Here is a 26,958-nt window from a genome sequence, read left to right on the forward strand (position 1 = left end):
ACCTTGAAATAAATCATAGAAAACACTATCATTTTACACATTATAATAAACTTTATAGTAGTGGCGCCATGCCCACCGTATGGGAAGGACTAGCCAGAGGCTAATCTACTGGCTTGTCTTGATGCAAATTCAGTCAAAACTACTTAACCGCTCTCGCCTCTCCGCTCCTCTAATTATAAAAGCATATTGAGTAAATATCGAATGTAGCTTGTCATGAGGCCGCTCTGTATATTAGTAAGGTAAGTCGCTTTGCTATGGGACTAATTTACATCAGGTGTTATAAAAATGAAACTGGGTACCTCTGCAGCGACTTTACGAAGGACGGAGCAAAGAAATACCTAGTTTTCTAAAAGCTTCCCCCATCATATAAAAGCATATTGAGTAAATATCAGATGTAGCTTGTGATGGGACTGGTTAATAGCAGACGCTCAAATAATAAAAAGAGTTCCCTATGCAGCGACTTTGCGAAGAACGGAGCAAAGAGGGAACTCTTTTTATTATTTATTAAGTTGTCGCAATCTAAGTGGGCCCCATCACAAGCAACCCAAACATATTTACGCAAATGCTTTTACATATTTACTCAAATGCTTTTATAAGATTCATGTAGTCCCCTTTATGCGTAAGTCTCCAGGTCCCAAAGTCTGGTTCTGGGGATTCGTTCAGAATATTTGCCAAAGATTCCAAAAATTCTGGAATCTTTGTAGCTACAATATTGCCAGCCATTTTACCGAAGTTTTCAGAGCCCATGTGTTCTGAGCCACCGTCTACAAGGATAAATGCTACCATAGGTTTCTTATCTACTAATTTTACAGCACCATGGAAACCAATTTCACCGATTTGGTGTGTACCACAGGAGTGTGGACAGCCGGATATATGTAAACGAGGTAGTTTTCTTGTATCTATACCCTTTTCTTCAAGGTGTGCGAAGATATCTTTCAAAAGACCGTTAGAGTCTTGCATTCCAATCTGACATATAGTAGAACCAACGCAAGATACGGAACGGCGGAAATCATTTTCAGCGCTGTCATCAGTTAATTCCGCAATTTTGCGTGCTTCATCAGCTGTAAGATTAATGAAGAACAATGCTTGGTCTGGCGCAATACGTGCTTCTACTTGGTCAAGTGTCACTACATAGTCAAGGGCAGCCAACAAGTGTGCTACGTTCACATCGCCACCTGCTGGATGGTATTCTACGTAATATAAACCTTCCTGTTTTTGACGGTGAATACGATAATTTTCCACAGAATCATCACGCTTACCAGTTTTTGTAATTTCATAAGCATAATCAGCTGGATTAATAGTTAGGTGTTCTACTTCTTTTACCATAGCTAGGGTTTCTTCATAGATCTTGATGAAAGCTTCCGCCCCACCCATTTCAGCAGGCATGTAACGGGTACGAGCCTTACCACGGTTTTTGAAATTACCATGGTTAGCAAAAACCATAAGCATAGCTTTCACATGATACAAAACATCCTCAGGTGCTACATCATGTGCCACCGGAATACCAATGCGAGGATTAGGACCAATACCACCACAAGCATACACATCAAAAGTATTGTGTTTTGTTAAGTTAAAACCTAGGTCCTTGAACGTAGAATGTGGGGTACTATCAAAACCATTATCTATACCCATTTTAAATTTGCGAGGGATCTTGATATAGAACATTTGCTCCATAAGAAATTCACTAATAGCTGTTGTATATGGCGTAATATCTAAAGTTTCACGAGGATCAATGCCGCGTAAAATACTAGCCACCACATTGGGATTGTCACCGCCAGCACCACGGTTATAGATACCGTGGTCATAACATTCCTTATAGAGACTCAATATAGTATCACCATCAAGGCCATGCATTTGTAAGCATTGGCCGGTAGTGAAATGTACATGTTGCAGGTTATATTTACGAATGGAGTCCGCTAAAAACTGTATGTGCTCGCGCGTCATGCGACCACCGTTGAAGCGCCAACGGCTCATGCCAGTATTTGCACCGCGCTCAGCGTAACTACCATAAGCACCAGATTGTCCTTTATAGTCTGCAATGGATAATTCTTTCTTATAGAACTTATGTGTCATATCCTCAAACTTTGGATAATCTGCAATTAATCGATCTTTCAATTCTTGTGTAATCATACTATTACCCTCTTGGCTTATATTTATTAAGCATAATTCGTAACTTTATAACGCTTAGTATACCATATATGCATAAGTATGTTAGTAGCTAAGCTCACAATTTCAATATCGATTATTAATAATATAGTTTACAATCTGTAATAATTATCACTTTTAAAAAGGCAAAAGAAGCTGTAACCAAATGTGGTTTTACCACATTCAGCTACAGCCCCTTTTTATAATAATTATATGATTAAGTGTTGCTAGTTTTTATACGCGACCTTCGTTAGGATTATTGTATGCGTCTTTATCGATGGTTCCCATAATTTTGTCTACTACCAAAGCATTTGTTAAGGACCCAGATACGTTCAAACATGTACGTCCCATGTCAATCAATGGATCGATAGCTAGAATTGGACTAATGGAGGTGAAGTACGCTCCAAGGCCTGTACCACTAAGGGATACAGATGCCGCCATTGTAGCCGTACCTGGCACGCCTGCGATACCAACAGAACCAATAGCAATAACGATAACACTCATGATATACATAGTCATATCGAATGGAATATTGGCTACATTAGAGATGTACACCACAACAAGTGCTGGGAACACGCCGGCACAACCTTGCATGCCCGCAGTAGTACCGAAGGAAGCTACTGTATTAGCAGTTGTAGCATTTACACCAAGACGTTTTGTCAAGGTCTCTACAGTTAATGGCAATACCCCCATCGAAGAACGAGAAGTAAACGCCAATAAGAGTGGTGCTTTTGCTTTCTTGAAGTATGTAATCGGATTGTAACCAAAGCTAGTAATCAAGATCGCTTGTACAACAAACATAATCAAAAGACCAACGTAAAGTAATACTACGAACAAGCCCATATCAAGAATAGCTTGTACACCGCGTGTTGCCAATGTAGAAGCTAATAAGGCAACTACACCATATGGCATAAGACCAATAATGAAATCAGCTACCCAGGAAATCAACTGGTGAAGTTCATTAAATAGTTTTGTGAATACCTCCATAGAGTTTGTCCCTGTTTGTTTTAATAGACGAGCTACGCTACCCAAGATAATTGCAAATACAACAATGCCGATAACATTTGTTTCAGCAGCCGCTTGAATTGGATTGCTTGGGATTAGTGCTCGGAATGTATCAACCATAGGTTTGATTTCACGAATCTTCTTACCAGATTCAACAATATCAAAACCTTGACCTAAACCGAAGGCATTCCCCAAAATTAGACCGACTATAGCAGCAACGGCTACCATGCCGAGATTCGTAGAAATCATAGCAACTACTAACTTTTTGAGGTTAGCACCTGCCTCCATGTGCAAAATAACGTGAACAATAGAGATAAAAACGATAGGAATAACAAGCATGCGGATTAAGTCGATGAAACCGCCCCCTACGAGAGAGAACCACTTTGTACTTTCCTTGATGTAAACCACTTTGGATGGATCATCAGGGAAGCCTGCAATAATTTGAACCGCTATACCAAGTACGGCACCAGCAATAGTACCAATAATAACAAGATTACCGAAGGATGTGCCCTTGCGTTGCAATACATAAATACCAATTAACACGAGCACGAACACCGCGATAATACCAATACTTAGTGGATTGCTTAACATGAGGTAATCTGTAAAGAATGGAATATTCATAATACACCTCTTTAATTCATATCACAATAATAGGTTATGAACTTAGTATAGCATATATCGAAAAAAATACAAGTATAATATTTAATTTTTGGTAACATTTAATGTATTCTGTAATATATACACCAAAAAGGCGATTTTCCAGAAGAAAATCGCCTTTAGTAAATCTAGCTATTATATTATCTGTTAACTAAGATATAGGTTACTTGGATAGGACCATGAGCACCATCTACAGTTACCAATTCGATATCCGCCGTACGGGACGGACCAGAAATCAAGCAGATATTTGTAGGGAACTTAGCTGGATCGTTGTGATACCGTTCAGCCAAATGTTCCATTGTTTGTGTCATACGAGGGTTGATTGTATCAGTATACAACACAGCAATATGTGTTGTAGGCAACAAGCTAATCGCACGGCCAGAGTCCTCACCAGAAGCTTGTACTACAGTAGCAGTCTCCGCAATACCGCAGTATGGGAATGTAATACCAATATCAGCATTAGCAGTATTAGAAATACATTCTTCACGACCTTTAGCTGGATCCCATTGGAAGTATGTACGAGTGCCACCATTATTAGCTGCATCTTGTTCGAACAATTCTTTTAATTTATATTCTTCTACTTCAGGAGAGCTTGGGAATACAATTTTACCGTTTCCCCAGTCTTCGATAGCTGCAAAAATTGTTTCACCTAGTTTGTCAGGTGTAGTTTCAACAAATTTTGTACCAACACGTTGACATTGTTCCTTAAACATTGTCAAAATTTGATCCCGACTCAAATCTTGGAACATAGTTTCTTGAGGACCATGGCTATAATCAAAGCCTTCTACAAAAGCAGGGCACATTTCTTGATCACGGCCTAATGCACGAGATAAACGTGCAATAAATTGATTACGTTTAGCTACATCCATTATTTTTTCTCCTTCTTCTTGTTCTTTTCATGTTCAGCATATAAATCACGGAATTTCTTGAATTTCAAGGAACCCAACTCTTTAGACTTAGTCCAACCGTTCATAACTGGAATAGCTTGAGTCCATTCAGGCATGTTACCTTCTTTATTACTAATTAAGTTCATACCGATAGCACCAGCTTTTGTGCCAAGATCAAATAATGTTGCATTACCGAACATCTTAGCAGCTGCTGTGAAGATAGCTTCTTCTGCTTTTGGACGAGTCTTTTCAATATCAGCCATGATATGACGGTGCTCCATCAACAATTCATGCAATGGAATAGCTACTGGACAGTTTTCTGTACATGCACCGCATAATGTAGAAGCATATGGAAGATCGCCGGCTACATCGTAACCTTTGAATAATGGAGTCAATACAGCACCCATCGGACCTGGATATACAGAACCATATCCATGACCGGAAACGTGACGGTATACAGGACAGATATTCATACATGCACCACAACGGATACAACGTAGCATTTCTTGGAATGTACCACCCAAGATGCCAGAACGGCCGTTATCAATAATGATGATATGAGTTTCTTCAGGACCATCAGCTTCACCAGGACGCGCAGGACCAGTCATCATGGAGAAGTAGTTAGAAATCTTAGAACCTACTGCAGAACGGTTCAACATTTCCATCATAACATCAAGAGCTTTGAAATCAGGAACAATACGTTCTGTACCTAAGAAAATTAATTGAGTCTTAGGAATAGAACTAGCCATACGACCGTTACCTTCGTTGGAAACGATTGTACATGTACCAGATTCAGCAACTGCAAAGTTACAACCATTAACACCTACATCAGCTTTTAAGAAGCGCTCACGTACATAACCACGTACAAAGTGAGTCATTTCCGTAGGGTTTTCAGTTCCTGTATAACCTAATTTTTCAGCAAAAATTTCACGGATTTTGTTACGTTCAAAATGAAGACCTGGTACTACGATGTGAGATGGAGGACTTACTGCAGTTTGCAAAATAAATTCAGCCAAGTCAGTTTCGTTAACTTCAATACCAGCTTCTTCTAATACTTCGTTCAAACCAATTTCTTCAGTTAAGATAGTTTTGGATTTAACGATCATTTTTGCTTCGCGTTGGCGAAGGATATCTAATGCAATTTGAGTCGCTTCTTTGTCATCGAACGCAAAGTGAACTTTAGAACCAGCTTTTTCAGCATTGTCAGCAAATTGACTTACATAGTAATCCAAGTTGTTAAGTACGTGATCGCGAATTTTAGCCGCTTCAGCGCGGAAATCTAACCATTCAGGAACATCCGCAACTACTGTATTACGTTTATCATAAAACACGTCTTGTGCTTTTTTAATAGCTGCAACTTTGAAATCGTCAGCCAAACATTCTTTTATACGTGTTTTATAGGGGCGATTGTCATATATAAGTGCCATGTCGTCTCCTCCTTAACGGCAGTTTAAGATTTCAGCAATATGCATAACTTTGATACGGCGATCAATTTCGCCTTCTTTATGAAGACGATCAAGCATACCAGCGATGTTCATTAAGCACGCTTGGTCAGAACCGGAGATAACGTTGGCACCTGTGCCAGCAATTTCCAATGCTTTTTCGCGTGTCATAACTTCACTGATTTCAGGGTTTTTAACTGAGAAAGTACCGCCGAAACCACAGCAACGATCTGCACGTGGTAATTCAATCAAGTTGATATCTTTAACGTTTTTAAGGAGTTTGAAAGGAGGCTCTTTAATGCCCATCAAACGAGTTACGTGGCAAGATGTATGGTATGTAACAGATTCGTTAAAACGAGCCCCTACATCTTCAACACCTAATACGTCAGTAATAAATTGAGTGAATTCGTAAATTTTACCACTCAATCTTTCTGCGCGCGCCAACCACTCTGGTTGATCTTTTAAGAAATGATGATATTCATCGCGGATTGCAAAAGCGCAAGAACCGGACATGCTGACTACATATTCAGCGTTCTCAAAGCATTCGATTGTATTCTTAATTGCGTCCATAGCCGCGTCATTATAACCGGAGTTAGTGAACATTTGTCCACAGCATACTTGTTTCTTAGGTACTACAAGCTCACAACCTAATCTTTCAAGTACTTCTACACCAGCCATACCTACATGAGGGTAGAACATGTCAATCAAACACTGTTGGAAAAGATGAATTTTCATATTATCTTCCTCGTCTTTTCTAGTACTTAACCTAATAAAAAATTTTGATATGTATGTGTTATGGCAATTTTTAGTAGTGAATTTTTCGACTAAATTTCTGCCCTGAACATTACTTATGCTTTCAAATAAATATTCAAAAGCTCATCGCTATAATTATAAATTAATCATGTAGATATTGTCCAAAGAATTGCTATATTCGTATGTACCCTTTTATTTCTTATATCGTTATGACTTTTTGTAATAACAAACATTGAATTTTATCACATCTATTATTTCATTTATCATTTTTTCTTGTAAAAGCCCTATAAAATCTAGATTTTGCGAATGTTTATCATTTTGCATTTTTAACTACTAGAAAATCAACTTTTATCTATATTTCATTCTATATTTATATAATGGTACTCAAATTTTCAAATTCATGTAAGTTTTATCCTTATAGATTACATTTTCTTATAGTAGTGTATAAATTTAAAAAGTGTTATAATTTATTTTATATAAGTATAGTTTGAAAGGAGCCCTTTTCATGAAACTAAATAAATTATCTTTGTCTTTAGCAATTACATTGGCCCTTGGTTCTACATTCAGCATGGCTCACGCTGAAACAACTGCGACTCATATAAAATCTGAAGTATCTAATGTGGCTACTAGAGCTGAGGTATCTGCTAAAGCGGATGAACACCGTGTTGATACATCTGTTAAAAACGATGCTAAACGTATTGATACCTCCGTCAAAAATGATGCTAAACACGGTAGCACAGTTGTAAAACGTGATGCAAAACATGCTGATGCATCCGCTAAAAACGCTGCTAAACGCGCTGATACATCCGTAAAAAACGATGCTAAACGCGTTGATACTTCTGTAAAAAATGACGTTAAACGCATTGATACTTCCGTAAAAAATGATGTAAAAGAAGATGCTGCAAAGGTAGAAGGTAAAAAAGTTGTAAAAACTAAAGAAAACTTACCTACTGGTGTATACCCTGACACAAAAGATAACTGGGCTCGCGATGCTATCCAAGCAATGACACAAGCTGGTTACCTTTCTGGTTATGCTGATAATACATTCAAACCTAGTGCACAAATTACTCGTGAACAAGCAGCTGCTATTTATGGCAAAGTACTACAACACAACTTAAACGAACAAGAATTAGCAGAGATTGCAACAAAAGAATCCTCTACCTCCTACTCTGACGTGGAAGCAGATCGTTGGTCTAGCTCTGCTATCAAATTAGTTAGTGCTGCAGGCGTAATGGAAGGCACATCTAAAACAGCTTTCACACCTAGCAAAACTATGGACCGCGAACAATTCGTTGCATCTGCTGCTAGTCTAGCTAAAAAATTGAATCTTTCTACACCTGTAAAAGCAGAAAAAGTAACATTCAAGGACGAAGCTAGTATCTCCTCTGCCTACTTGGCAGATATCCAATACATGGCACAACGAGGCATCGTAGCATCTGGGGCAACAGAAAACTTTAACCCTAAACAACCTGTAACAAGAGCACAAGCTGCAACAATCTTAAATCGTATGCTTAATGGTGCTGGCCTTGCAACACCAAAACACACTACTACTGAAGCTAAAGCTGAAACAGCTGTAAAAGAAGATGCCAAAAAAGCTGATACAGCATTAGAGAAAGATACATCTAAAGTAAGTAAAGACGCTAAAAAAGATGTAGCTAAAGCTGATAAAGCTGTAAAATCTGATGCAAAAAAAGTTGAAAAAGACGTAAAAGGCAATAAAGATGCTGCAGTAGCTGAAAAAGCTGAACCTACTCGCACCATTCGCCCTGTTCGTCGCAGCACACTAAAAGCACTTGATCAAAAACAACAAGCTGCATTAGAAGACAAAGTATTTTCTGAATTAAATAAAACTTATAAAACAGAAGATGCATTCCAAAATTATGGCGTAATGTACTGGCGTGACAATCAATTACACGTAGCTTTAAAAACAGACAGCGATATTTCCACAGTAAAAGCTAACCTTGCAAACCGTGGTGATTCTACTATAAATAACTATGTTGTAGTTGAATCCTCCCAATACAGCCAAGCTGAATACGATGCAATCGATACAAACTTCCGCAACTACTACAACAAAAATGAAAAAGCAGGTACAATTCTAGCTACATTCCCTGATGTAGAAAATAACCAACTTTACGCAGTTGTATCTACAGCATCTAAAGAAACACAACAAGGAATCTCTAAATTATTCGGTTCCAAAGTAAAAATGACAGTAAAACGCTAATCGGCGTTACACTTAACCAGCCAAGGCAGCGTATACTCGACAGTACTACGCTGCTTTGTTGTATATCACTATGCATGCCAACTAATTGACTATGATGCGACGGATATAACTTTTTATGCTGGTGAAAGTTTATATTCTACGGCTATCAAGCACTAGCCTTTACCATGATTAGGAAGGATTTTTATGTACAAGAATACCCCTCACGCATTACGTGCCCTCGTACTCGGCACATTATTGACTACAACAGGCCTTGGTTTTGCTTCTGCAAACACAACCACTACAACTCATGCTCCTGCAACTACTGTTGAAGCCACTAAAATGGAAACAACTAAAGCACCAATGGCTAAAACAGATGCTACGAAGATGGAGACTACTAAAACAGAAGCGGCTAACGTTAAATCTACTAATACCGCATCACCTGCAATTGTAAACACCTCTATCGGTACACCTCAAGATATTCAAAAAATCCGCGCCCACATCTTTACAGATGTGCCTAGTGATTTTTGGGCAGCTAACTCGATTAGCACTGTAACAAAAGCAAACCTAATGAAAGGGTATTCTGATGGTACATTCCGACCTAACCAACCTATGACACGTGAAGAAGTAGCAGCGCTCTTCAACAATATTACGGATGATGGTACGGCCGCCTTTTTATCAAGTAAATTTAAAGATATTACATCTGACCGTTGGTCTGCTCTTGCTATTGAATCTGTAGCTCGCAAGAATATCATCAGCGGCTATGGTGATGACACTTATAAACCTGAGAAATATATGTCCCGTCAAGAGTTTGCGGTAGTAGCAGATAACTATATCCATTACTTAGGATATACCACTGAAGACCCAACAGTTCTTGATAATATAGCCTATGGAGACCAAAAATTTGTAGCTCCTTGGGCACAAGATGCCGTTCGCGAGCTTGCCTATCTTGGGTTCACAAACTACGCTCCAGGTACATTGTTTAACCCTGAAAAATATGTAACTCGTGCAGAAGCAGCGGAAATTGCGTACCGCATGACACAAACAGAACAAGCACTTGCCTTCCACAATACATTGTTCAAGCAACAAGTAGAAAACAAAACAGCTAATATCATCGACAAAGCATTAGGCTATGGCAATGATTTCACCAAATTCCGTCAAGACGGAGCTCTATTCTGGGAGGCAGGCCAATTACATGCATCTTTAACGGATCAAAAGAAAACTGACCTTGTTTCCAAAGCGATTACAGAGGCTCATGATCCACAGCTAGATAGAACTGTAGTCGTATCAAAAGGTAAATTAAATCAGGCCCAACTAGAGGAGTATCAATCCGATGCCATCGCCCTTTACCAACAAAAAGAACCTCAAGGAAAGATCCTTTCCATCTCCCCAAATACTGATACGAGTGCCCTTCTCATTACCGTTGATTCTATTCAAAAATCGACGTTGAAAGCATTTAAAAAGAAATTCCATGATAATGTATTCTTACAATTACCACCGGAACCGCTTACAAAGTCAGACGGAAACATTCAATTCCCATTACCACCGCGCGTAAACTATTATAACGACAAACAATAACATAGACAAAAAAGAACCGCCCCCTTAGGAGCGGTTCTTTTCACAATTAAACAGCTGTTACTATACACACATAATCGAATTTACACAGTTCGATTATTTTTTTGTTACATCATTTTCGCGGTCACGCAAGATACCAACTGGTACATATACCGTACCTGCGCTATGGATTGAATCCACATCTTGTTGCAAGATCATTACAACGGAATAATCATCTGTTGTGTAGAATTCAGTAGGCATTTTATCGATATTTACATCGCCACCTAATTTATCTTTCACATCTTGATTATTATTAATTGCATTCACCAGTTCTTTTTTATTAAGACCACCAAGATCGTACAAGGACAATTGTCGACCTGTTGTGGTGTTAAATGTGAAGCCTTTTACATAGTTTACACCATTGGCATCATGATCACGCATAGTATATGTGTGAATCAATACGCTGAAAATACCGTTTTTATCTGTTTTAACATCATAGTACATAACTACATTTGTTTTATCAGATTCTTTAGCATTTAACTTTTCTACATCATTTTGTATTTTAGAAACATACTTTTTGATGGTCGTATTGATTGCTTTTTCTACCGCAGGGCTAACAGATTTAACCTCTGGGAATACTAAATCCAAATGATCTGTAGTAGATTCCACAGGTGATACAGCAACCTCTTTACGATCCATATAACGGTCCGCATTTGGAGCTACCACTTCCACTGCATTACGATCTACTTTAGACGCTTTAGAGCGCAACGCACGATTCTGCTCAGGTGTAGCAGTACTAGAAATACGATATGTTAAATCATTACGATTTACACGTTTCGCATTTGTTTGATTTGCTTGTACATTTACAGTATCTTGCGTTACAGGTATTACTTCGCTTGCTGCGAAGGAGACTACTGGCAATGCAGCAGCCATAATGATGAGTACAGACTGTTTTAATTTCATTGTTTAACCTCTTATTGTTCTTGCTCAGCTTTCATAGCAAGAGCTTCTTCTTTATTGAACTTGTGTGTAACAACACGGCGAACAAGATAGAGACCAGCGAATATGAATGCAAGCAATCCTAACCATTGTGCTGTGCTTTCAAATTCAGGACCTACTAATTCAAGTGGAGCTTCCCCACCACCAGTTGTAACAGACAATACAATAATAACAGCTATGATTACACCAATCAAGCTTTCACCAACGATCAGACCAGAAGCAAAGAGAACACCGCGGCGATTGGATTGCTCTACATCGTAGTCAGCAAGCTCACCGGCACGCATTTTAGCACGAGCTACAAGATAACGACCTACGAAGTAGCTGATGAAAGAACCAATAATAAGCGGTACTTCTAAAGTAGGTGGTAAATAAATACCCATACCAACAGCCAACGGAGGCAATGTTAAGGTTGCAGTTGTGCTCTTGAGAATCAAGTTGACGATAATCGCCACAACACCAACGCCAACACCGATTAAGATATAGTCCCAATCCATGCTAGAGTTGAAGATACCTTGTGCAATGGTAGTCATCAAAGTCGCTTGAGGAGCAGATAATGCAGCGTTTGGATCCATTTCAGCACGTGGTAACGCACCTGTGAAACCGTATGCTTGGTAAAGCAAGTTAAGAACTGGAGCAATTGCAATGGCACCGGCTACAGAACCAAGTAACAAGGCAATTTGTTGACGCCAAGGTGTAGCACCAACGAGTTGGCCAGTTTTCAAATCTTGTAAATTATCATTAGAAATAGATGCAATCGCAATAACTACGGATGTCATAAAGATAGCCATAGCGGTAGCGAACTGAACACCTTCTTGTGTAGCAAATAAATTATTTTCCGCTGCGATAAAGTATACAACTAAGGAAGAAATAATAGTCGCTAAAATACCGATACCAGAAATTGGAGAAGCAGATGTACCGATAAGGCCTGCCATATAGCCACATGCTGCAGCTACGAAGAAGCCAATCGATAAAGCTACTACGATACCTACTACAACGAGTGTCCACATTAAACCTGCACTAATAGGTACAACAGATACGAAATCCCAGAATGTAAATACTAAGCCAATAAGAATAAGTATGAATACACCTAAAACGGATTTTGTACTCATATCTGTATCCATACGATGCAATTCACGTTCTGCGGAGCTGCTATTCATGGATTTAACAGAAATTTTCATACCTTCGATGATAGGTTTGATTAAGGTAATCAAAGTCCAAATCGCAGCAATACCAATAGCACCAGCACCGATGAAACGAACTTTAGATTTCCAAATAGCCATCGCAAACTTAGCAGTAGCACCGCCATCTGGAGCAAACATGTTAGTGAAGTAAGGCACGAAGCCAGCCCATGCGATGAGTACACCGACGAGGATAGCGATACCAGAAGCGATACCGATAAGGTAACCAGCACCTAACAACGCTGTAGAGAAGCCCAAAGGAATTTGAGTAATACCTTTGCTACCTACAGGAATCCAGAAGCTCATGCTATCACCAAGTACTTTGAAACCATTTGCACAAAGGCTAATAAGACCAGCTACAAAGCCACCGGACACAATGTCTGTCATACCGGAGCTAGATTGAGGGCCTTGTTCACCATTGTGAGATCCAACCTTCAAAATTTCTGCTGCTGCACGGCCTTCAGGATATGGTAGATCGCTATTCACTACCATGGCACGACGCAATGGAATGGTGAATAATACACCTAGAGAGCCACCACAGGCACAGAGCAAGAATGTTTGCCAGAATGGAAAGCCATTCCAATACCCAAGCATGAGTAAACCTGGCAAAATAAAGATAATGGCGGACAATGTACCAGCCGCAGAAGCCTGCGTTTGTACCATGTTATTTTCAAGAACATTAGAATCCTTGAAGAACCGTAAAATTGCCATTGAAATAATAGCTGCCGGAATGGATGACGAGAACGTCAAACCTACCTTCAAACCGAGATATACGTTAGACGCTGTAAAAATAACAGTAATCAATGCACCAAGTAGCATCCCACGTAACGTCAGTTCCGGCAGATGAAGGTCATGGCTCGTAAAGTCATGTTTCATAAGTACTTACCTCCTCTGTGAAATCATAAACTTAAAACAATATACTAAGCTACTTCCATTTTATCGTGTTAAAGCGATGATTTCAATATATATGCGACATTTATAATGTATACATATGAAAATTATAAATTTAAGTTTTCCCACAAATATCTTGAAAGGTCTATTCTGTATCCAAAATACTTTATTAAGCGTGGTAGCCCTCCAAAAGCCTCCAAAGCCACCCACCCTGCTTCGCAGGGCCGCTAAGTCGTTTTTGGAGGACCCCCACGCTAATATATACCTAATCGTTTACCCTAAGAATAGACCTTTCATTATTCACCAAATGAAATATTTAATTTATAATTTTTCTACATATAACGCATTATCAATCTTACATATAGATTGAAATCATAAAGTATGGAGAGAAGGAAAGCACAATATACTTCCCCTTTCTTATATGCGCATTATGCATATACACCTATCAATTATATGAAAATAGAAATCATTCTCTTTTATTCTGTACAAATATACAGGATTTTATATAATTAAAGTACCGACAATAGAGTCGGCATGTCTTTTAAGGAGGTTGTAAACATTATGGAAACAAGAATTGAATATGATTCAATGGGACCAGTCGAAGTCGACGCTAGACGAATTTACGGACCTCAAACGCAACGCTCGTTCAATAACTTTAAGATCGGTGACCACCGTATCCCTATTGAGCAAATCAAAGCGCTTGCGCTTGTAAAAAAAGCATGTGCTTTAACCAATGCAAAGTGTGGCGCAGTAACTGAGGAAAAAGCGAAACTCATCGCTCAAGTAGTAGATGAGATCGTGGACGGCAAATGGGATGAAGAATTTCCATTAACTGTATTCCAAACAGGTTCTGGCACACAAACGAATATGAATGTGAACGAGGTAATCGCTCACCGGGCTAAACAGTTAGATGAAAGCAATCCGCTTCATCCTAACGACGATGTAAACCGCGGCCAAAGTACAAACGATACATTTCCTACGGCAATGCATATCTGTGCGTACTTTGAAATTACAAAACGCGTAATTCCTGCATTGGATGGCCTTATCGAATCCTTTGAAAAATTGCAAAAAAAAGGGAAAGGCTTGCAAAAAGTTGGTCGTACACACCTACAAGATGCTACTTTCATCATGGTGGACCAAGAAATCAGTGCCTTTGTGGACGGTCTAAAAACTGCCAAAACTATGCTCGTTCAAAATGCTGACCACCTCCTCGACGTAGCCCTCGGCGGTACTGCCGTTGGTACAGGTGTGAACACGCCTAAAGGCTATCTAGACGTTATGGAAACTGTATTACCAGAGGTAACAGGCGCTCCATTCCGCGTGAAGAACAACAAATTCCAAGGACTTGCCCTCAAAGATGCGTTCATGATGGCTCACGGGGCACTCAATACGTTAGCTACTACACTATTCAAAATCGCTAATGATGTTCGTTTCTTAGGCTCTGGCCCTCGCTGTGGCTATGGCGAATGGCATCTTCCTGAAAACGAACCGGGCTCCTCCATCATGCCAGGCAAGGTAAATCCTACTCAATGTGAAGCTTTGACCATGGTATGCGCCCAAGTATTCGGCCACAATACAACTATGACGCTCTGTGCAGGTAGCGGTGCGTTCCAATTGAACGTATACATGCCTATCATGATCTATGACTTTGTTGAAAGCTGTCGCCTCCTCGCAGACGCTATGAACTCTTTCACAACACACTGCATCGACGGCGTAGAATTTGTACCTGAAAAACTCAACTTCTTCGTAGAACAATCTCTCATGATTGCTACATCCTTAACACCATATATTGGCTACGACAAGAGCGCTAAGGTGGTAAAAGAAGCGTACAAACGCGGTTGCTCTATTAAAGAAATCATCTTGGAAGAAAAACTCATGACCGAAGACGAATTTGCCGAAGCAGTTCGCATGAAATAAAATCTCTCACCTCTATGACATATCTGTAACATCCTCTCATACCTCAAATGAACGGAATATAAAAGGGACTGTAAACGAAATACTACTTTAAAGCATTCGTTTACAGTCCTTCTTTTAGTTAGGCAATTATTCTAAACGTAGAGTTACAAAATATCTAAATCAAATCTCACCTTTAATAAGTCGTATAAAGCTTATAATAAAATTACATAACTAGGCGTCTTGTCAAATGGAATTACATATTCTGAAAGACTTGTTAATTCGTCCAAATCATTACGACTTATAACATATAGATGAAGTCCATCATCTTTTTCAACTATATCAGCTCTCCCACCATACCATGGTCTTTTATATGATAATATCTTGCTTTTTATATCTCCATTGAGATTAAAAATCTGTAATTGATTCTCTGCAACAGCTAAACCATATTTATCAGTCACAGATATGTCAAAATACGGAACAGAAATAGGGTTTTGAATCTGAATCTTTTTTAGATTATCTAATATCGTAATATTATTTGTATCCAAGCATACTAATTTTCCATTATGAAGAAAGGACTCTTTTATTTCACTTTCATAAACAAAATATGCAAATTTTTCATCATAGTCTGCTATTTCATCTATAATACGAACAGAATAATCAATCAATGACAAAGATACTACCCCTTTATTGGTACGCATTAAAATTATGTCATCACTAAATTTATATAATTGATAAAAATAGAATTCCTTAATATTATTAAGAATAGGTATTAACTTCTTTCCACGCCAGGTCCATAACAATGAAACCATTAAGTTTATCATTTATAATCATATAATTTACACATCGCAAAGCAAAAATTATAACATTTTCTAAACTTGGACTTTTTATCTGTTTAATAGGTTCTAAGTCTATCATCTATATTCCTTCTATAGTTTTATTAGATTATAATTCAATCATTTTTACATTAAAAGTAGTCCACAATCTTTCGTCTTTATAATATCTTTTAAACTCCTACCATTTATTATTGGATTTTCTAATAACGGTAAAAAATCATTACATTCATCTAAAAGATCCTTATTTTTCCATAGTTGCCATAATGCACCATAAGTAACAATCCCATATGTAGAATCATTATAATATAGTTCTAACTCCCTGTTACATCTCAAGCCTTCAATAACTTCGTCATATAAAGAAACATCTGAACCACTCATTGATGTTTACTCCTTCCTAATTTTTCTAGTCAAACATACTTATCCTTAAGGATCTACCGATCACCTTATAAATACTGATATTAAACGCAACAGACTAATTAGTACGCTTGGCATTTTCAAGTCATTTGCTTAATCGAATATAAACCAATTACACATATAATACTTTCTCTAAAGGTTTAAAAAATGTACAGAGATTTCTCATCATATAACTCATTGGCAAAAATATCGCTAATTGTGTGACCTTCTAAGCAAGGTATCATTAAAAAAGTGTCTAAATCTGGCTCTTTAATAACACATTCATCATTAATCCAAAATTCCCAAACAACATTATTTGGAGTCACAAAGCACTCTAAACCGTTATACCTAAATTCAATCTCTTCATTCATGTCTAGATAACCTCTTATCTCTTCTAGTTTATTCATTTTCTCTCACTAATTCAGCTTTTTCATACCCCCTGCTGCTAGATTCTCATAGCAGGAGAATATCAGTTATAAAGGATAATAAAAGATTGAGTTACTTTCCTGATCATATAATGCAGATGTTTTATTATATAGTAAATACAGCACATATATATTAACTAAAGGTACAAATAAGCAAATAAGCCAAAAAATACTACTATTGGTATCCATCAAGCGTCTACATATCATAGTAATTACAGTATATGTAAGATAAATGTATAAAGTATATCTTAGAATGGATGGCTCAATAGTATAAGTTACAACAAAATTATACATAATAAAAGCTAAAAACACATTAAACATATGCCACTGACGAACAGTACTGCGTCCATAAAACCATAAACTATCTATTAAAATGCTTTTATAGATATCAACCCAAAAAGGATATGTATCCTGACGACTATAATACAACTTTAAAGTCTTGATCTGCCCATCGGTTAAATCATTTCTATTGCCCCAACACACATCAATAACTTTATTATCAAAAATAATCCCATTAGTTTCAATAGTATTATGAGCAGACCACAATTTATCGATTCCAAATGCCCAAAATAGTATCAGCCCCATCAGAAAAGGAAAGAACATCTCAGGTGTATCTACGCTCCATAGTACCTCATTCCCCAATATATAATCAGTAGTGCCTCTAAAGCTAAAATTAGAACTAGAAATAGTAATACTTTTACCCAAAAGTAAAACCATTACTAAAGAAATCATTATAATAACATTAAGCCAATTAAGAGAAGCCTTTTTATATTAATTCAACCGCATGTAATTTGTAATAAAAACAAAAAGAATATAAAGAGTATGCCCTACATAAAATAACATATTATAGTATTCTTGATTATATATTCTATCAAAAGGAAGAGAAAGCATGAAAATATTTGCTTCTATGCCCAAGAAAACTAAAATATTTATTGAAAGATAAGTTTGTACATTCATCGTAAGTGTTTTAAGCTTCCTTACATATTGAATTAACGCTATTACTTCAATCTTAAACTTACAATATTCATCAACTAAAAACTGTTTCATACTTTTAATTATCATATAGATACCAATAATGGTGAAAGTTTTTTAACAGTATTTTATATAAGCCAATATAAAACAATCACCGAAAAAAGATAGATTTCAGAACTAATGGTAAATGAATGTGCACAAATGCTACCCTCTTTTACGTCTTAAATAGTTATAAATATAGTTCCATACCACATAAAACAAAAGTGTTATGACATATGCAATAACAAAGAAATAAAAGTCTAATTCATCTTCAATCAACTCTGGATTTGTGACAAGACTATATGGAATACATATAAGTAAAAAAAGTACTAAGCCTCGCACAAAATAATTATATATTTTTAGAAATATATACTTACTCCCAACATAAAAACTATATTTTCACAACACAACTAAAAATTTTAACTCTAATATATCACAATTATTATATAAATTCATATAATAAAAAGAGGTATTGTATCTAAAATACAGTACCTCTTCTAGTTTATCCCCTATGGTCTTCTAATATTTCATAATATTTATAGTCATTAACACAACCAAGAATATAATGAAAATAGCCTGTTTTGTATTTAACAGTTCATAGGTCTCGTTAAATGTATCATTCTTAAATGCCTGTATTAGTAATTCCTCTTGTTTACTGAGTTCCAAGTATAGATCTAAATGGCATCCAATTGCCACTAGTATTGCTATTTTGAGATATCCCTTATATATATCCGCTGTCATATCGTAGATTAGAGAGATATCAAATAGCATAAGCAGAATAATACATATAAGGATTTTATATATAAAGGATTTAATATACATTAATGTATACCTATAGTGAGTTTGTCTTTCAAACTAAGCTACTCCATCAAAGAATGTAATAACCGTAATTTCTCGTGGGCAGTTGATACGGATTGGGAACCAGTGTCCTGTACCATTATTAACGTAGCATACGCTTTGTTCTTCTACATAGCGACCTTTTGTATATGGTGTGCCTGTTGGTACTAACGGCATACCCATGAATACGATTTGACCTCCGTGGGTATGTCCAGATAGAGTCAACGGAATCTTTCGTTCAATAGATTCTTCAAAGAATTCAGGGTGATGAGCTAATAGGATAACAAAGGCATAGTCTGGAATTCCAGACAAAGCTTTGTTAATCATGGCTTCCCTGTTATCCTTTTTACGATCGTTATCGTACGCAACGCCCGCAATATATACAGGTTGTTTGCCACCCATGATTTGAATATTACTATTCACGAGAATATTCATAGGTGTATTTCGTTTAAGTGCGTCAAGTACCTTATTTACATCGTGATGATACTCGTGATTTCCCAAGATAAAGTCAACCCCATCTGGGATTTGTTTTGCAAAGGTTGTCAGTCTTTCACAGACTTGCGGCAACCATGCAAGCTTATCAATAAGGTCGCCAGTGATAACAACGCGATTAGGTTTTTGTAAAAGCGCTAGTTTCAGGATTTCATCAAAGTCATCTAAATCGATACTCGGTCCTATATGAATATCACTAAGTTGTACAATTTTATAGTTTTTCAAACCAAGTGGTAGATTCGTGTAGCCAAAACTTTCATGCGTTACCACTACCTCTTGCTGACCTGCAAAGGCAGCATAGCTAGAGCCACCGATAGTAGCCAACGGCACTATTGTTGCAGCAGTTCTAAAAAAGGCGCGACGGCCTGTTCTATTTTCCTCTGGTGTTTTGCTCCAAATCTTATTGATTGTCCAATATAATAGACTAAGTATGATAAATACAGGAATCGCTAGGAATACACCAAAGAGGAATCCGTAGCTTTCAGTACGGAACATATTCATCAAAGGATAGTACATCGTACCATATAAATCCACTTGATTGAGTATATAGTATCGGATAGCCGCGAACCACGCACCGATAATGATTATATAGCCCACCCAGGCAGGCCATTTCTTTTTAGGCTTCCACAAGTTGAGGAATAGAGCCCAAAATCCTACCAATCCTATTAGAAGGATGGCAGAAAAAATGATATTAAATAGAATTCTCATTCATTGCTCCTACAAATTACTTTGCGATTTCCGTCAGTTTACCATGAGGTCCCGCCCAAGCATAGTCGGAGAACTCATCGCGCCTGATGAGCATCCAGTCCTTTGGCAATTGAGCCCGGATATCCGCAATCGATATATTATTAGCGTCCCCTGTGTACGTTAAATCACCGCGGAATGCTTTCATAAACCATTTTCGGTGAGAGAAAACATGTGTTATTTCTTTCACAAGTACTGGTTGCAAAAATAGATCAAATCCAAGGGCCTGAACTAATTCCTCAAGGCCTCGTTCTCCATCCTCAAAGGCAGATACCATTTCCACAGATGGGAATTCCCACATGGATCGTAAAAGTCCACGGTTCGGCCGTTTATGCAATAAATAATAGCCTTTATACTGCAAGATCCCCACAAATAAAGGCACCTCTACTACCTTTGTTTTCTTGATGCGCACAGGTAGTTTATCTGTATCCTTATTTTGGTATGCTTCGCACATATTTACAATAGGACATTCGCCACAGCGGGGTGTCTTTGGAATACATACGGCAGACCCAAAGTCCATCAAGGCTTGGTTAAAGTCGCCAGGTCGATCATGAGGCAAAGTCTCCTCTACGATAGCCGTAATAGCCTTTTTACCTTTAGTACTCAAAATATCATCAAAGATGCGATATAACCGAGCATAGATGCGCAGTACATTGCCATCTACAGCCACCTCTGGTTCATTGTACGCCATGGATAGCACAGCCCCTGCCGTATAAGAACCTACGCCCTTCAAGGACTCCATGGTCTTACGGTCATGAGGCACGATACCGCCGTAATTTTCAACGACGTCCTTTACGCCAAGACGCAAGTTACGAGCACGACTATAATAGCCAAGCCCTTGCCATGCGTGAACTACCTCATCTTCGGAGGCCTTTGCCAAATCCTCCAAGGTTGGAAATAGACGCATCCAGTTATCATAATAGGGTTTCATTGCCTCAATGCGGGTCTGCTGACTCATCACCTCGGAAACCCAAATCTTATAAGGGTCCCCACAACCGCGCCACGGCAACTCCCGTTTATGTACATCATACCACGCCAATAGCTGTGGCACCCACTTTGGGTTCTTTTTATCAGTCATATTACCTCAATATATTATAAATTTAGGAGTCTAGTACCACTTTCACGGCTACATACTCCCTATTTTATACTCCAATACCCACCAGATAACGATTTTAACGTTAAATTGTAACAAATCGTACATTCATTATCCATTAATATACAGATCGATGCGCGCCAAGTGTTCGCTTTCAAGAACAGTATCAACAGTGGTCAAATCCATCTTATCCACCATATTATTATCTCGTCCAAACACGATAGGTCCTTTTAATTTCTTACCTTCTAACAACATCGGCAACCATCTGCGGTCACCATCCCACATATGTTCATAAGGAATTTGATTTGGTTCTAGCCAATGAGGCTCCATTTCGTCTGTTTCCTCTACATCGCCTGTGAAAGCACGCAAGAAATACACATAACTCACGTGCGTTAAGCTTTCATCAAAAGGAAATTGAAAATCAAAAGCCGCGACACATTCTAAGTCTTCAAGATTTCCCTGAAGGCCAGATTCCTCATAGAGTTCGCGAATGGCACACTCTCGGAAGCTTTCACCATCATCAAGTTTACCACCGAAACCATTATATTTATTAGCCCCAAAACCACGCTTCTTACGCCCTAACAATATACGATTTTGTTCATCAATGGGAAATACGAGCGTCGTTGGTTTCATAGGGCCTCCTTAGTCACAAAAATAACACACTATTATTATACCATTATTTCATGTACGAATGTGCTAGTTGTGGTATGATTAAGAGTATAGAATTTCTTACAAGGGAGGAGGCACATGATGAACAAACCACTTAGATTTAATATCGAATTAGGACGGACAAAGCCCGTCAATATTCGCAATGAACAAGTGCGTTGTCCCTTCTGTGATCGTTCCAAATTAACGGATATTCTCGATACATCAGGCCATATTATATGGCTCATGAACAAGTATCCTGTATTAGAAAAAACTTGGCCTACCGTCATTATCGAAACGGAAACTGACGAAGGCGAATTTTCTACCTTACCTACAGACGAAGCCGCCCATATTCTCCAATTTGGTCTCGATAAATGGCGCGAAACTCGTCAGCGTAAAGAGTTCAAATCCGTACTGTTCTTCAAGAATCATGGCTATATGTCCGGTGGCTCTATTCGTCATCCTCACAGCCAAATCATAGGCCTTGAGAATTACGATTACCACAAAGATATTACGGCCCAAAATATGGAGGGTTGGCTCTTGCACGAGGATCAAGATGTACGCATCACCTTGTCTACCCATCCGATTATCGGGTTCTTTGAGTACAATATTCGCTTCAAACCAGATGCGCCGGTTCGTGCTGTAGCCCTTCGACTACAGCAAATTTTGCGCTATGTATTGCATAGTGTAGCAAACTTTAGCCAGTCCTATAATTACTTTGTATATAATCTTGCGGACGGCTATGATTACATCAAAGTAGTGGCGCGCTATGTAACGACGCCCCTCTATGTAGGATACAAAATACCACAAACTTGCGATGAGGGACGAGCTGCTAAAATCAAGCACGATATTACGCCTTATTTTCAAGCTACTAAATAGCTCTAACCATATACCGTACATAATTTGATATATAATTTTATATATGGTTTTAACCATACATATTTGAAAGGATTTTTATGAAAGTATTTGCCATCGGCGACCTCCATCTATCTGGCAATCCTCCCACGAAGCCGATGGATATTTTTGGTCCTCACTGGAATGATCACTGGGCCCGCATCAAAGAGCATTGGAATGCCAATGTAAGCGATGAAGACATCGTCTTTCTCGTAGGTGACATGAGCTGGGCCCTCCGCCTCGATGAAGCGGCCTGCGATTTACAAGAAATTGCATCTCTACCTGGTAAAAAATATATGATTCGCGGCAACCATGATTATTGGTGGGCATCAGCGAACAAGATGCATAATCTCATGGGCGACGCTATTACCTTTATACAAGGTCACGGCACCGCAGAACTCATCCAAACCGAAGAGGGTCCGCGCCTTATTGCATTCGGAGGAACGCGTGCCTACCTCTGTCCTGGAGACTCCCACTTCTCTCCGGAAACGGACCAATCCATTTATGATAGAGAAGTGATGCGTACTGAAGCGGCACTTCAAGAAATGGATAAAGCAATACATAAAGTACTTGAAGAACTCAGGACGGAAACAAAGGTCTGTATAACAGAATCATCCGGTTCTAAAAAGTCCTATTCACCAACACCTGATTCTATTATAGATATAGAGACTATTCCTGTAACAAAGTTATTGTTGCTACATTACCCTCCATTTAACGAATCCAACGCTCCTTCTGGATTTACGGACCTATTAGAACAATATAAAGTAGATATCTGCATCTTTGGCCACTTACACGATCAAATTTCTTTTAACCGAATTCCAAAGGAGTTTAGTACGACAAAACTAGAATTGGTATCTGCAGACTATCTAGACTTCAAGCTAAAGCAAATTATTTAAGGAGAGACCATGAGTCGCATTCACAAAGAACATTTACAAGCAGGCTATATCTTTGGTGACACCGTCAACCAAGAATATATATACTTGCCCTCTGGTGAGGTAGGCACGGATCATCCGTTAGCTGTCCTAGAAACACCAACAAAGCGCGAAGATATTACATTGGACGAAGCCGTCCATATGATTGATACCCTAACGCTAAAACGTTGTAGCCACCCTACACTAGGTAAAAAATCATTTTAATAACGCAATCAATAATGCAATTAATTGAACAAAGGAGGCTGTTTATCACAGCCTCCTTTGTTTTTTTAGTTTATACAAGAACTATTTTGTTGTCTTCCTTTTAGTTTAAAAGGTTATTTCAAGACAAGTAATTACTTCGCATTACGCTCGATATGACTACCGTAAACATCTCTGTAATCATTAGTTTGCTTATTGTCTTTATTGTTTACACGAAGTCGTTCTACCTTATGACGGTCATTGTCTTTACCGGAGATTCGATCTACACGAGTACGATCCAAGTCACGAAGACGAGCCAATTCAGGATTAAATTCGTTAATTGCACGTCCCATTTTGCCATCAATTGGAGCCCCCAATTGTAAAGCACGGTAAATAATCGCAGCATATTCATAACGAGTCATTGCGCGATCGCCTTTAAATTCGCCATCAGGATAGCCTTCAACAAGACCTTTATCAGCCAAGTCTTTTACATATTCATAAGCCCAATGATTAGCCGGTACATCAGGGAAGTTCACATCTTTCTTGTCATACTGAGGTGCCATTCCCATGGATGCCTTCATTTGTTGAATCTCTACATTTTGGGCTTTTACAATGGCCTTTAAGTCCTGAACCTCTTTAGCCAAAGCTACTCTAGAAGTAGATACACCATTTTTTTGACCTAATTTCAAAGAAACGCCGGCATTGACCATGTTTTCACCGTTACCCATGGATCCAGCTACGCTGAACATAGTGTCTTCATTTGGTCTGTAGAAAGCACCTAATGCCATCGCATTTTCACCGGCATAGTTACCGTAACCAGCCGCAAAATTCCATTTATCATCAGGATCAAAATCCAATGGATGAATAGCCGCTAATGCAGCCGCACCAGCACCAACTTTTCCTATTTTGCTATTTAATAGGTTCACACCATTACTAATACCGCTAGTAGCTTGATACAATTGGCTACCGTTAACGGCATCTTTAGATGTAGCAGATACTTCACCATCGGCTACATTAGTGATTTTATTGCCACCATTATTTAGACCTTTATTGTCCAAAGAAACATTACCAAATTTAACTTTATCTACAGATACTTTGTAATCAGTACCACCAGCAGCATTTGTGCTTGTAGTTACAGTTACATTATTACCTGCAGAAATGCTAGTATGTTTTTTAGCTTCTTTTAATGCTTCTGTGGCTAAAGTCTTATTATATTCAATACGACGTTCATGACTTTCGATACGCTCACTATGATTTTCAATTCGAGCATCATGATTATCAACACGATTATCTAAATAATCTAAACGCTTATCTTGATTGTCAATACGTTTTTCTTGATTATTCATACGTTCAGTTTGATTTTTTAATTGAATGTCATGATTTTGAATTTGATCTTCATGACGAAGTAAATCAGCATCTTGACGAAGATTTTCTTTAGTTAAACGAGTAATTTGATTATCATGATTTACAATTAATTTATTATGTTTTTCTAATTCTTGACTATGTCCATTTAAAATATCTTCATGTTTTTGTAAGACATCTGTATGATCTTTTAATTTTCGTTCATTGTCGGCAATTTTTTCTTTATTTTTATCGATTTCATTAATATTATTTTGAATTAATGTATTGTGATTATTAAGAATTCCGCCCACTGTATTTGCTACTGCATATAATTGACTACCATTTATAGCATCCGTGCTATCAGAAGATACTTTCCCAGATGCTACATTAATCACCTGACGTTCTTTACCAGATGCACCAACACTCGTAACGCCGTTACTAGCTGACCCTACCCCAGCAAAGCCGGAATAGTTAATACCATTTATATTAGCTTGTGTTTCTGTTGTGGCAGCTCTATCGGTAGATGCATTGCCTAAGAGAACACTATTTCCTTGTGTTGACGTCACATTACTGCCCAGTACATATGTATTTGCTTGCGCTACGTTATTTCTAACCCCAAAAGCGCCAGAATCAATGCCAGAGACAGAATTACTGCTACCAATTCCAACTCCACCACGTGCAGTAATCGTATTACCTGAACCTAGTGCAACAGCATTTGCAGCACCAGCATTAGCATTATTACCTACAGCAGTTGCACTCTCTTCAGCTTTTGCATTATATCCAACGGCTACTGAACGATTTCCCTTTGCTCTAGCATCATTACCATATGCTGAAGAGAAATTACCAGATGCCTCAGCATTAAAGCCAGTAGCAGTACTTGAAATACCACTAGCCTTTGTACTATTGCCAACCGCTGTAGAAGCTTCAGCAGATGCTTTAGCGGATGAACCAAAGGCATTTGAATTACGCCCTGAAGAAACTGATCCATGACCTATTGCAGTAGCATTTTCACCTTCTGCTCGTGCACTCCGACCAATAGCATTAGTATTATTAGCAGTTGCCTGTGCACTTCGTCCGATAGCTAGTGAAGTCTCACCAGATGCGGTAGAAGACTGTCCTACAGCAGTTGAATATGAACCGGATACCGTATTTCTGAAACCTACTGCTAAACTATGGTCACTGGTAACCGTATTTTCATCACCAAAGTGACGTGAATACTCTGTCGGATTTCCTTGTGCTTCTACATGTAATACAGTTCCCGTGCCTAACGCAAGTAGTATTGCCAATGATAATGCAACTTGTTTGCTTTTCATCGTTTACTATTCCTCCCTACATCTAAAATTATAAATACAACGGATAATATATTATCATTTATAATATATATTCAACAAAACTCAGCATAAAATATGTCCATTATTAAATAATGTATTATCATTATCCTTAACTATTATTGTACTTTAAATATTAAATGAAGTAAACGATTTTTTAACAAAATAGATAAAATTATCAATTTTATCGATAAATAAAAATTCTA

At 38.1% G+C, this 26,958-nt stretch carries 21 protein-coding genes; 6 read left to right on the plus strand and 15 right to left on the minus strand.

From position 1 onward, the window contains the following. Nucleotides 1–576 precede the first annotated feature (576 nt). The 5 genes from ACLRYO_RS04840 to ACLRYO_RS04860 form a co-directional block, all read right to left on the minus strand. Complete coding sequence (locus ACLRYO_RS04840) at nt 577–2,130, minus strand: nitrite/sulfite reductase (protein ID WP_278457314.1); 1,554 nt, start codon at nt 2,128–2,130, stop codon at nt 577–579. 249 nt (nt 2,131–2,379) lie between these two features. Beyond that, a complete protein-coding gene (locus ACLRYO_RS04845) occupies nt 2,380–3,771 on the minus strand; it encodes a cation:dicarboxylate symporter family transporter (RefSeq protein ID WP_004694886.1) in 1,392 nt (463 codons plus the stop codon). A gap of 176 nt (nt 3,772–3,947) precedes the next feature. Continuing rightward, a complete protein-coding gene (locus tag ACLRYO_RS04850) occupies nt 3,948–4,676 on the minus strand; it encodes a LutC/YkgG family protein (protein ID WP_004698205.1) in 729 nt (242 codons plus the stop codon). Next, nucleotides 4,676–6,121 carry a LutB/LldF family L-lactate oxidation iron-sulfur protein gene (locus tag ACLRYO_RS04855; RefSeq protein WP_004694882.1) on the minus strand — a complete coding sequence of 482 codons (1,446 nt, stop codon included), beginning with the start codon at nt 6,119–6,121 and terminating at the stop codon, nt 4,676–4,678. Before ACLRYO_RS04855 ends, ACLRYO_RS04850 begins: the two co-directional genes overlap by 1 nt. 12 nt (nt 6,122–6,133) lie before the next feature. Further along, nucleotides 6,134–6,871, minus strand: a complete 738-nt coding sequence (locus ACLRYO_RS04860; protein ID WP_004698263.1) for a (Fe-S)-binding protein — start codon at nt 6,869–6,871, stop codon at nt 6,134–6,136. Nucleotides 6,872–7,394: 523 nt separating this feature from the next. Between ACLRYO_RS04860 and ACLRYO_RS04865 the strand changes: the two genes are divergently transcribed. After that, nucleotides 7,395–9,110, plus strand: coding sequence for an S-layer homology domain-containing protein (locus tag ACLRYO_RS04865; protein WP_155085874.1), 1,716 nt, complete (start codon nt 7,395–7,397; stop codon nt 9,108–9,110). 183 nt (nt 9,111–9,293) lie between these two features. After that, nucleotides 9,294–10,664 (plus strand): S-layer homology domain-containing protein, encoded by a 1,371-nt coding sequence (locus ACLRYO_RS04870; RefSeq protein WP_004698262.1) that lies wholly within the window; start codon nt 9,294–9,296, stop codon nt 10,662–10,664. Nucleotides 10,665–10,757: 93 nt separating this feature from the next. Here ACLRYO_RS04870 and ACLRYO_RS04875 read toward each other — a convergent pair whose 3' ends face one another. Both ACLRYO_RS04875 and ACLRYO_RS04880 read right to left on the minus strand, forming a co-directional pair. Next, the gene (locus ACLRYO_RS04875; RefSeq protein WP_004698216.1) at nt 10,758–11,603 is read right to left on the minus strand and encodes a hypothetical protein; all 846 of its coding nucleotides are present in this window, start codon (nt 11,601–11,603) and stop codon (nt 10,758–10,760) included. An 11-nt stretch (nt 11,604–11,614) separates the two neighbouring features. Then, complete coding sequence (locus ACLRYO_RS04880; protein WP_105087185.1) at nt 11,615–13,693, minus strand: OPT family oligopeptide transporter; 2,079 nt, start codon at nt 13,691–13,693, stop codon at nt 11,615–11,617. A gap of 576 nt (nt 13,694–14,269) precedes the next feature. Here ACLRYO_RS04880 and ACLRYO_RS04885 point away from each other — a divergent pair. After that, entirely contained in the window at nt 14,270–15,625 is a 1,356-nt protein-coding gene (locus ACLRYO_RS04885; protein ID WP_012864881.1) for a class II fumarate hydratase, read from the plus strand. 191 nt (nt 15,626–15,816) lie between these two features. On the opposite strand, the gene ACLRYO_RS04890 is transcribed toward ACLRYO_RS04885, so the two are convergent. The 7 genes from ACLRYO_RS04890 to ACLRYO_RS04920 form a co-directional block, all read right to left on the minus strand. Beyond that, a complete protein-coding gene (locus tag ACLRYO_RS04890) occupies nt 15,817–16,302 on the minus strand; it encodes a hypothetical protein (RefSeq protein WP_412191668.1) in 486 nt (161 codons plus the stop codon). A 261-nt stretch (nt 16,303–16,563) separates the two neighbouring features. Then, a complete protein-coding gene (locus tag ACLRYO_RS04895; RefSeq protein ID WP_105087186.1) occupies nt 16,564–16,815 on the minus strand; it encodes a hypothetical protein in 252 nt (83 codons plus the stop codon). Between the two features lie 176 nt (nt 16,816–16,991). Beyond that, a complete protein-coding gene (locus tag ACLRYO_RS04900; protein WP_232054987.1) occupies nt 16,992–17,237 on the minus strand; it encodes a hypothetical protein in 246 nt (81 codons plus the stop codon). A 66-nt stretch (nt 17,238–17,303) separates the two neighbouring features. Further along, entirely contained in the window at nt 17,304–17,987 is a 684-nt protein-coding gene (locus ACLRYO_RS04905; protein ID WP_278457321.1) for a hypothetical protein, read from the minus strand. 1,134 nt (nt 17,988–19,121) lie between these two features. Beyond that, nucleotides 19,122–20,303: a metallophosphoesterase gene (locus tag ACLRYO_RS04910; RefSeq protein WP_278457322.1), complete on the minus strand. Its 1,182-nt coding sequence runs from the start codon at nt 20,301–20,303 to the stop codon at nt 19,122–19,124. A 16-nt stretch (nt 20,304–20,319) separates the two neighbouring features. Beyond that, nucleotides 20,320–21,417, minus strand: coding sequence for an A/G-specific adenine glycosylase (gene mutY, locus ACLRYO_RS04915; protein ID WP_278457324.1), 1,098 nt, complete (start codon nt 21,415–21,417; stop codon nt 20,320–20,322). Between the two features lie 126 nt (nt 21,418–21,543). Next, nucleotides 21,544–22,065: an 8-oxo-dGTP diphosphatase gene (locus ACLRYO_RS04920; RefSeq protein WP_119562611.1), complete on the minus strand. Its 522-nt coding sequence runs from the start codon at nt 22,063–22,065 to the stop codon at nt 21,544–21,546. 117 nt (nt 22,066–22,182) lie between these two features. Here ACLRYO_RS04920 and ACLRYO_RS04925 point away from each other — a divergent pair, with 117 nt between their 5' ends. The 3 genes from ACLRYO_RS04925 to ACLRYO_RS04935 all read left to right on the plus strand — a co-directional run bounded on the left by ACLRYO_RS04925 (nt 22,183) and on the right by ACLRYO_RS04935 (nt 24,107). Next, complete coding sequence (locus ACLRYO_RS04925) at nt 22,183–22,956, plus strand: DUF4931 domain-containing protein (protein ID WP_316073918.1); 774 nt, start codon at nt 22,183–22,185, stop codon at nt 22,954–22,956. A 77-nt stretch (nt 22,957–23,033) separates the two neighbouring features. Then, the gene (locus tag ACLRYO_RS04930) at nt 23,034–23,867 is read left to right on the plus strand and encodes a metallophosphoesterase (RefSeq protein ID WP_119562612.1); all 834 of its coding nucleotides are present in this window, start codon (nt 23,034–23,036) and stop codon (nt 23,865–23,867) included. Between the two features lie 9 nt (nt 23,868–23,876). After that, entirely contained in the window at nt 23,877–24,107 is a 231-nt protein-coding gene (locus ACLRYO_RS04935) for a hypothetical protein (protein ID WP_008602207.1), read from the plus strand. Between the two features lie 131 nt (nt 24,108–24,238). Here ACLRYO_RS04935 and ACLRYO_RS04940 read toward each other — a convergent pair whose 3' ends face one another. Then, nucleotides 24,239–26,737, minus strand: coding sequence for an S-layer homology domain-containing protein (locus ACLRYO_RS04940; RefSeq protein ID WP_278457327.1), 2,499 nt, complete (start codon nt 26,735–26,737; stop codon nt 24,239–24,241). Nucleotides 26,738–26,958: the final 221 nt, after the last annotated feature.

It is taken from the genome of Veillonella parvula (genome assembly GCF_047241225.1).
Taxonomy (GTDB): Bacteria; Bacillota; Negativicutes; order Veillonellales; family Veillonellaceae; genus Veillonella; species Veillonella parvula_O.

Excerpts from the sequence above, each read along its gene's own strand:
- ACLRYO_RS04840 (WP_278457314.1), bottom strand. The coding sequence starts at position 2,130 with ATGATTACACAAGAATTGAAAGATCGATTAATTGCAGATTATCCAAAG.
- ACLRYO_RS04845 (WP_004694886.1), bottom strand. The coding sequence starts at position 3,771 with ATGAATATTCCATTCTTTACAGATTACCTCATGTTAAGCAATCCACTA.
- ACLRYO_RS04850 (WP_004698205.1), bottom strand. The coding sequence starts at position 4,676 with ATGGATGTAGCTAAACGTAATCAATTTATTGCACGTTTATCTCGTGCA.
- ACLRYO_RS04855 (WP_004694882.1), bottom strand. The coding sequence starts at position 6,121 with ATGGCACTTATATATGACAATCGCCCCTATAAAACACGTATAAAAGAA.
- ACLRYO_RS04860 (WP_004698263.1), bottom strand. The coding sequence starts at position 6,871 with ATGAAAATTCATCTTTTCCAACAGTGTTTGATTGACATGTTCTACCCT.
- ACLRYO_RS04865 (WP_155085874.1), top strand. The coding sequence starts at position 7,395 with ATGAAACTAAATAAATTATCTTTGTCTTTAGCAATTACATTGGCCCTT.
- ACLRYO_RS04870 (WP_004698262.1), top strand. The coding sequence starts at position 9,294 with ATGTACAAGAATACCCCTCACGCATTACGTGCCCTCGTACTCGGCACA.
- ACLRYO_RS04875 (WP_004698216.1), bottom strand. The coding sequence starts at position 11,603 with ATGAAATTAAAACAGTCTGTACTCATCATTATGGCTGCTGCATTGCCA.
- ACLRYO_RS04880 (WP_105087185.1), bottom strand. The coding sequence starts at position 13,693 with ATGAAACATGACTTTACGAGCCATGACCTTCATCTGCCGGAACTGACG.
- ACLRYO_RS04885 (WP_012864881.1), top strand. The coding sequence starts at position 14,270 with ATGGAAACAAGAATTGAATATGATTCAATGGGACCAGTCGAAGTCGAC.
- ACLRYO_RS04890 (WP_412191668.1), bottom strand. The coding sequence starts at position 16,302 with ATGCGTACCAATAAAGGGGTAGTATCTTTGTCATTGATTGATTATTCT.
- ACLRYO_RS04895 (WP_105087186.1), bottom strand. The coding sequence starts at position 16,815 with ATGAGTGGTTCAGATGTTTCTTTATATGACGAAGTTATTGAAGGCTTG.
- ACLRYO_RS04900 (WP_232054987.1), bottom strand. The coding sequence starts at position 17,237 with ATGAATAAACTAGAAGAGATAAGAGGTTATCTAGACATGAATGAAGAG.
- ACLRYO_RS04905 (WP_278457321.1), bottom strand. The coding sequence starts at position 17,987 with ATGATTTCTTTAGTAATGGTTTTACTTTTGGGTAAAAGTATTACTATT.
- ACLRYO_RS04910 (WP_278457322.1), bottom strand. The coding sequence starts at position 20,303 with ATGAGAATTCTATTTAATATCATTTTTTCTGCCATCCTTCTAATAGGA.
- mutY (WP_278457324.1), bottom strand. The coding sequence starts at position 21,417 with ATGACTGATAAAAAGAACCCAAAGTGGGTGCCACAGCTATTGGCGTGG.
- ACLRYO_RS04920 (WP_119562611.1), bottom strand. The coding sequence starts at position 22,065 with ATGAAACCAACGACGCTCGTATTTCCCATTGATGAACAAAATCGTATA.
- ACLRYO_RS04925 (WP_316073918.1), top strand. The coding sequence starts at position 22,183 with ATGAACAAACCACTTAGATTTAATATCGAATTAGGACGGACAAAGCCC.
- ACLRYO_RS04930 (WP_119562612.1), top strand. The coding sequence starts at position 23,034 with ATGAAAGTATTTGCCATCGGCGACCTCCATCTATCTGGCAATCCTCCC.
- ACLRYO_RS04935 (WP_008602207.1), top strand. The coding sequence starts at position 23,877 with ATGAGTCGCATTCACAAAGAACATTTACAAGCAGGCTATATCTTTGGT.
- ACLRYO_RS04940 (WP_278457327.1), bottom strand. The coding sequence starts at position 26,737 with ATGAAAAGCAAACAAGTTGCATTATCATTGGCAATACTACTTGCGTTA.